The organism is Halomonas sp. BC2 (assembly GCF_002078115.1).
Classification (GTDB): domain Bacteria; phylum Pseudomonadota; class Gammaproteobacteria; order Pseudomonadales; family Halomonadaceae; genus Vreelandella; species Vreelandella stevensii.
In genome coordinates, this window is record NZ_LFGT01000004.1 from 34,871 (window position 1) to 37,609 (window position 2,739).

Below are 2,739 nucleotides of genomic sequence, written 5' to 3' on the forward strand. Positions count from 1 at the left end.
TCGTTGATGAGCAGATCACCCTGTTCGACGCGGTACTTCTCGGTAGAGGGACCGAACCGGCCTTCAATGGCCAGCTTGAGTTGCTCAAAAAGGGACTGCTTGGCGGCTTCCCACTGAGCCTCCTTCTTCTCCATCAGGCGATGAAGACGCGCAATCTCCTCCTGCTGAGCGCGCACTTGGCGCTGCAGTTGGGAGACGCTGACGGAAGGTGTCGAGGCCGGTGAGATCATGCCACTATTTTACCAAGCGGCGCCGCTGAAAGCAGCAAAAAATCAGCCAACCGCCTGAAAATCCAAGGCCTTATGGGGGCGCATGGCACTGAGGTCATAGCCATCCAGAAGCCAGTTCAGCTCCTGGCCCGAGAGCGTGACGGTGTCGCCCTCCAGGCGGTCCGGCCACTTGAAGCGCTCCCGCTCCAGGCGCTTGTACCAGACCACGAAGCCGTTACGCTCCCAGAACAGCAGCTTGACCTTATCGCGCTGGCGGTTGCCGAACACGAAGACCGCCTCTTCGAAGGGGTTGAGCGCCATGGCCTCCTGAACCAGCAGGGCCAGTCCATCGATCTGCTTGCGCATGTCGACCGGCTCGCGACACAGGTAGACGCGCAGCCGGGTGTCCGGCCGGATCATCGGGTCACCTCCACGGCGACGAAGCGCAGCGGCCGGTGGCGAGGTGGCACGGGCACGCCCTGCACCTCCAGGCGCTGCTCCCACGCCAGCAGTGACGCCAAATCCAGCCCTTGCTCTTCAGCGTACTCGCTCAGCGGCAGTTGGCGAGAGGAGGCATGGAACAGATGGCCCAGCCAGAAGGCCTGTGTCGAGGTCAGGTCGGTCATGGTGTCCTCCTTGCTATCGAATGACACCAGTCTGACGGATACTACTCAGCGGTAGAAGATGGGGTTGGTGGAGCGCTTACAATTTAATTCCATCAAGCCAGTGATTAGAACGCACTGGCTTGGTGAAGGTCAGCACTGTCACAGTGCATGTAAAAGAATGAGTGCCCCCCGTTTTTAATGGTAATTCGACCAATCAGAAGAGTGGGTTTTGCTAGTAAAAAGGAAGTGTTGATTTGCCAGGGTAATGTTCAGTGACGTTTTGTTTTCGCGATATTTTAGACAATAAAGCATCGTTTGATGGGCTGGATAAGATGTTTTTCTGCGCTGATGGAGTTTTGGCATGCATGTTGCTCTATTTAACTTAAGGCGTTTAAAAAGGCTGCTGTTAATGTTGGGATGAGCGTTGGCTAGTAGCCGTTTTAATGCTGTTTATAAAGGTAAGTGTTAAAGAATCATCGTCATTGAATGCAACAGAAAATGGTTTATTACTACGAAAACTCTCTGGTTAAAACAGCCAGGTGATTTCACCGTCACGCTTTACACATAGGGGAACAACATGACGACCGATGAACTAAAAGGCATCTTCGAGATGCATCAGGCAATGAACATAGAGGTGTTTTACTGGTGGTGTATTGCCATTATGTTCCTGATTCACGCAGGTTTCCTGTCTTACGAAATTGGTGCCTCGCGCACCAAGAATGCGCTGGCATCAGGGATGAAAAACATCCTTACGCTGGCGTCAGTGATTCCGGCCTTCTATTTTGTGGGCTGGTGGATTTACAACGCTTTTCCCAATGGCCTGATTCCCATTGATGCCTCGGCGGCGCTTCCCTGGAGCGCCAGTATGCGCCCTGATGTCAACGATATGGGCACAGGGATATTCTTCGCGGCGTTCGCTCTTTTTGGGGCGACTACAGGCTCTATCCTTTCTGGAGCCGTCATCGAACGAATTCGTTTGAGTGCCTTCCTGACACTTGCCGTCATATTGGGGGGTGGCGTATGGATACTGGCCGGGTCCTGGGGCTGGCACCCAAGCGGCTGGCTACTCACCCAGTTTGGCTATCATGATGTTGGGGCAGCAGGGGTCGTCCATGCGGTTGCCGGGTTCTTTGCCCTAGGAGTATTGATGAACCTGGGCGCCAGAATTGGCAAGTTTAAAAACGGTAAGCCCCAGGCAATCCCACCGCACAACATGCCAATGTCGTTGCTTGGGCTGATGATGATCATTGTCGGTTTCTTCGGTTTTCTCGGCGGCTGCATCATCTTCAATACCGGCGATATTGGCTGGACGACCATTTATGGAACCCAGACCAACCTGTCGGCTTTTGCCTTCAACACTGTCATGGGTTTTGCAGGCGGTGTTATCGGAGCCTACCTGATATCAAGAGACCCCTTCTGGACCATGTCAGGTGGCTTGGGCGGTATCATCACCGTGGCAGCCGGTCTGGATCTTTACTATCCCGGCCTGGCGTTTGCGCTGGCGGCCAGCGGTGGTGCGTTAATGGCCAAAGTGGGCAACTTCCTTGAACAGCGCGGCCTGGATGACTCTGTGGGCGCCTTTGCGGTTCATGGTTTCTGCGGTTTTTACGGCGTCGTGCTGGTGGGTATCTTCGCGGCAGGGTTTGCCAATGCAGAAGGGATGCCGGATATTTCTTTCACCGGCCAGTTGGTAGGCGCTGTGGTTATGGCGTTAACCGGCTTTATCCCAGGTTGGGGAATCTCTTACGCATTGAAAAAGTTCAACCTACTGCGTGTACCACCACATGTTGAAGTACTAGGGCTTGACCTGGTGGAAATATCGGCGAGGCCCTATCCTGAAACCGAGTCTCCACAAGGTCATTCGCCTCAGGGCGTTCATGGTGGATTAAACAAAGCGTTCCCCATGGCGAAAAGGCAGGATATTA

At 54.0% G+C, this 2,739-nt stretch carries 3 protein-coding genes and 1 pseudogene; 1 reads left to right on the forward strand and 3 read right to left on the reverse strand.

Annotation, left to right across the window (positions count from 1 at the left end; genetic code table 11):
- The 3 genes and pseudogenes from B7L71_RS17250 to B7L71_RS02785 all read right to left on the reverse strand — a co-directional run.
- Window positions 1-230 (reverse strand): annotated as a pseudogene (locus B7L71_RS17250) (IS66 family transposase); the annotation flags it as partial.
- Between the two features lie 42 nt (window positions 231-272).
- The gene (tnpB, locus tag B7L71_RS02780) at window positions 273-629 is read right to left on the reverse strand and encodes an IS66 family insertion sequence element accessory protein TnpB (RefSeq protein WP_023006802.1); all 357 of its coding nucleotides are present in this window, start codon (window positions 627-629) and stop codon (window positions 273-275) included.
- Window positions 626-835, reverse strand: a complete 210-nt coding sequence (locus tag B7L71_RS02785; protein WP_081135864.1) for a hypothetical protein — start codon at window positions 833-835, stop codon at window positions 626-628. Before B7L71_RS02785 ends, tnpB begins: the two co-directional genes overlap by 4 nt.
- Window positions 836-1,391: 556 nt before the next feature.
- Between B7L71_RS02785 and B7L71_RS02790 the strand changes: the two genes are divergently transcribed.
- Window positions 1,392-2,739, forward strand: a 1,348-nt coding sequence (locus B7L71_RS02790; RefSeq protein WP_081135865.1) for an ammonium transporter, incomplete at its 3' end; no start/stop codon positions are given.